At 62.2% G+C, this 4205-nt stretch carries 2 protein-coding genes and 1 pseudogene; 1 reads left to right on the top strand and 2 read right to left on the bottom strand.

From position 1 onward, the window contains the following. Nucleotides 1-119: 119 nt before the first annotated feature. Together SSP24_RS42065 and SSP24_RS42060 are read right to left on the bottom strand one after the other, a co-directional pair. Nucleotides 120-815 (bottom strand): hypothetical protein, encoded by a 696-nt coding sequence (locus SSP24_RS42065; RefSeq protein ID WP_141316484.1) that lies wholly within the window; start codon nt 813-815, stop codon nt 120-122. 53 nt (nt 816-868) lie between these two features. After that, nucleotides 869-1714, bottom strand: coding sequence for a hypothetical protein (locus SSP24_RS42060; RefSeq protein WP_141316481.1), 846 nt, complete (start codon nt 1712-1714; stop codon nt 869-871). Between the two features lie 742 nt (nt 1715-2456). On the opposite strand from SSP24_RS42060, the pseudogene SSP24_RS42055 reads away from it, so the two are divergent. Further along, nucleotides 2457-3829: pseudogene (locus tag SSP24_RS42055) on the top strand (IS1380 family transposase). The last annotated feature ends 376 nt before the right edge of the window (nt 3830-4205 follow it).

Below are 4205 nucleotides of genomic sequence, written 5' to 3'. Positions count from 1 at the left end.
AGTGGCTGCGCTGAAAGACCTCAGTGAGTCACGGCCTGCAGCCGAGTGTGAACACGCCGCCTGCTCCACATCGGTCAGGCTCTTGCGCTTACCTCACACTCCTGGGGCACTGGAACCCACTACTCGCCGTCAGGCAAGTTTGCTATCTCCCCATTTGCATTGGCCTCGTCGACGAGATGCTGCACAGCCGTGATCGCAGCGTCGGCTTTTTCTCGATTCTTGTGCGGGACAAGCTCAGCGAGAGCCTTGTCGTCGTTCACGACTTTGGCTTTGCACGTCAGGCTCTTGAAGATGCAGTTATTCGGGTAAGTATCTCCCCATTCCTTGCCGGTCACCTCGATATCAACCTTGATGCCGTATCTGATGGCCTTTACATCAATACCCAGTTCGTTCATTGCCTGGTAAGCCGTCCTAAGCTGCATAAGTGCCTTCTTGATTGGCTCATCGAACTTCTTGTGGTTTGCATTTCCCGTGGATGTCAGGACCGTGAGGTTCTTGTGGTCTTTGCCGTCCCCGCCGAAGTCCGCGTTGAGCAGGTGTCCAGAAATGAATGTTGTACCAGGGTATTTCTTTTTGATGGCTTGAATCGCTTGCGGCTTGTCCCCCACTGAATCGCTGCCCTTTCCTAGGCCGGCGCCAGGACCCAGGATTGCGCTCGAATGCCGACCGCCCGCATTCTGATGTTCATTCACGCGATAGGAGGGCAGATCACCGAAAAACTGCCAGTATTTATCAGTGAAGTTGAGTGGAGCCTTTCTAGCCCGACTGCTGCGGCGCACCTCCACCTTTTTCTTGGCTATCCCAACCAGCGTCATCTCAAGAGGTGTCGACGGTGGAGACACTGGATTCTTCTTCTTTTCCCTAACCATTACAGTATGCCTTCCTCCGGCTCTGCCGCCTCGAGCAGAACAAGAGCCAGCAGCTCACGGCGGCGCGACTTGAGTATTTCTTTCAAATCTTGGTTCTCGCTGACAATCTCGTCGTCCAACTGTTCCAGCTCGTGCCTGAGTCTCGCGACATCAGGTAGCTCCTGCTTTGTACCATCGCGCTCAGGGGTGGGCTCTTCAACTCCTTCGGCAGTTTCCCCGCACCGAGATTTCTGGGCCACGGGTCCTGGGTTGGAAATCCCCGAATCATTCATCGAGCGAGGGCTGACCGACTGCCAGAGCCAGGCACGCCTTTGCTCCGCCGGAGACTTATCCCATTCAGCCCAGTGCGTGGCCAAGTAGTCCTCGATGTGCTGCTCATAACTCTCGCCGGGTATCTGAAGAGCAGACAGTACGGAATCCAGCAGCAGCGGGTCCAAACTAAGCCAAGCGAACTTGAGTGTATGCCCGAATGAATCGATTTTCTGCTGCGCCGAATAGGCGGTTTCCCAGCCCAGCTGCCAGCGTTGATCCAGAAATTCCCCAAGCCAGGTCGTGTAGTCCGGTGAGTACCACTGTGTCTCGCTCTGGAGCCATTCGAGCTGGTTCTGCTCAATCCAGCCGAACCTGTATGCAACGTATCGACGGTTCGGATCGTTAAGAGATTCTGCCTCGTTGCCGGGGAAGCGTTTTTTAAGCCCCTCTATGAACTCGTCTGCCACCCGGTCGTCCTGAATGAATCCTCGCAACTCGGACTGAAACGTGATCCAGGCGTGCTGGGGGTCAAGGCCGCGTCGCCCGACAAGGCTTTCGTACAGGCTGCTTATCTCGTTGAAATAGTCGCTCATATCCCGGTTTCACCTCTGGGTCCAATGCAGCAGAAGCACGGCTTTGTTCCTGCCACTTGGCCACGTTCTCAGAGTCAACCTTCGTAGGGAGAACCGAGTTGAAGCTAGGTCCTTACGGGCAGCCGTTAGGGGCGGGATGACGGAGTTACGGACAACGCCCTGCACAACGTCCAGGCTGGCGCTGCCTGTTCAGACCCGCACAACTTCACTCAAAGACGCACTCCTCGTCATGCCGTGCTCTCCCACCAGCCTTGATCGAATCCTGGACAGTGTGCGCCACTGGGTGGTGCGGTCGCGGTTGCGCAGGAGGCGGGCGCAGGCCTGGTCGGCCGGCGAAGCGCCGCAGGCGCGGACGTAGGCGTCGAGGACGGCCGTGGAAGGCGCGACAGCGCAGCGCCGTTGCGCCAGCAGGGGCCGCACTTCGCCGATGGCGCGCGTGATGGTGGAACGGTTTACGCCGAATCCCTATCGCCAGGCCTGTAGTGCGGGGGTAGCCGCCGTCGCCGATGGTCGTCGTGGCGCCCACGGCGGCTTTGGCGCCGGATTACTCCTACGCTTTGCCGTGTCGTGCGGTTACCCGAGTCGGCGATCCGTATAGCCGTCCGGCCGCAAGTCCCTAACCTCGCGCTTTCATGAAGCGGGCTGTCCGGCAGGCGGTCAGGAAAGCAGAAAGTGCCTCTGACCAGCAAGAATGAGGATTGTCGAGGTCCTTGTTCCTGCCACCGCCGGAGGCACTTCCCAGGTGAAGCACTCTATCGGGTCCTATCCCCGCGTCCGTGTCCAGGACGACGGCCGCCAGGTCGTCTCCCAGGCCGGGGCGGTCCTGCTCGTCGAAACGGTCCGCAAGATCGGTCTTGACCAGGTCATATCCCAGGCTCTGGCTCCGTGGCGCAAACCGCGGACCTTCCACGATCCCGGCAAGGCCCTCCTGGACGTCGCTCTGGCGGTCGCGCTGGGCGGGGACTGCCTCGCGGACGTCGCGATGCTGCGGTGTGAGCCAGCCGTCTTCGGCCCGGTCGCCTCCGATCCGACCATCTCCCGCCTGATCGACACCCTCGCCGCCTCCGGCGAAAAAGCCCTGCAGGCCATCCGGTCCGCGCGGTCCGAAGTCCGCCATCATGCCTGGTTGTTGGCCGGCGCCCCCCCGACGCCGACGGCCAGGTCATCGTCGATCTCGACGGCGTCCTCGTGATCGCGCACTCCGACAAGGAAGAGGCGGCCGCGACCTGGAAGAAGACCTACGGTCATCACCCTCTTATGGCCTTCGTCGACCACGGCCCGGGCGGAACCGGTGAGCCCGTCGCCGCCCTCCTGCGACCGGGAAACGCGGGCTCCAACACCGCTACCGACCACATCACCACCGCCCAACTCGCCCTGGCCCAACTGCCCAAGCACTACCGGCGAGGGCGGCAGACCCTGATCCGCACCGACTCCGCGGGCGGCACTCACGACTTCGTTTCCTGGCTCGCCCAGCGGGGGCGCTGGCTGTCCTACTCGGTCGGCATGGTGATCACCGAGGCGATCCACGAACACGTGCTGAAGGTCCCCGCCTCAGCCTGGACCCCGGCCGTCGAGACCGACGGTGAGGCCCGTGACGGGGCCTGGGTCGCCGAGCTCACCGGCAAGCTCCTGGATGGCTGGCCCAAGGGCATGCGACTGATCGTCCGAAAGGAACGGCCCCATCCTGGCGCCCAGTTGAGGATCACGGACGCAGACGGCATGCGGATCACATGCTTCGCGACCAATACCCCTGACCGGCCGATCGCCGCCCTCGAGCTCCGTCACCGGCTGCGGGCCCGGGCCGAGCACCGGATCCGGGCCGCCCGGGCCACCGGCCTGCGCAACATGCCCCTGCACACAACCGCCCAGAACAAGATCTGGCTCAAGATCGTCCAGATCGCCCTCGACCTGCTGGCCTGGATGCCCATGCTCGCCCTCACCAGCAAGGCCCGACTCTGGGAACCCCGTCGCCTGCGATTCCGCCTGTTCTCCGCGGCGACTCAGCTCGTCAGCACCGGCCGACGCAAGATTCTCCGCCTCACCCAGCACTGGCCCTGGACCGGCGAGATCACCGCCGCCCTCGAACGGCTCACGCTCCTGCCCACCCCCGGCTGACCAGCAACCTCCACCGTCCCGACGACAGCACCACCCGATCCCGGGCAGTGGAACCCGGCGCCCACCCGACGCGACAACCGGGCCGCCGGCCTGCCCACCATCAGCTCCGGAAAGCGAAAGGGCCCACCGACTCCGTCGGCGGACCCTCACGAAAGATCGAGGCTAACAAGCCGTAGGGAAAACCCCACGATGTGCGGCAGTCGACTGTTAATTGTGAACTCTCAAGTAACGTCTTCGTGGTGTCCGTTCCACCAGCATCCTCAACACTCACCTCAACGGAGACCACGTCCCATGTTCCGCTGCGACGAATTCATGCGGGTCCGCTTTACCGGACGACCGATGTAGCACCTGCGGTGGTTCCGCAATCCGCCGTACC

Origin of the sequence: Streptomyces spinoverrucosus (assembly GCF_006539505.1) — a bacterium.
Taxonomy (GTDB): Bacteria; Actinomycetota; Actinomycetes; order Streptomycetales; family Streptomycetaceae; genus Streptomyces; species Streptomyces spinoverrucosus.
The sequence above is the reverse complement of the archived record's forward strand: the minus strand, read 5'-3'. Positions and strand labels throughout refer to the sequence as shown.

Coding starts and splice junctions, on each gene's coding strand:
- SSP24_RS42065 (WP_141316484.1), bottom strand. CDS start 815: ATGACGCTGGTTGGGATAGCCAAGAAAAAGGTGGAGGTGCGCCGCAGC.
- SSP24_RS42060 (WP_141316481.1), bottom strand. CDS start 1,714: ATGAGCGACTATTTCAACGAGATAAGCAGCCTGTACGAAAGCCTTGTC.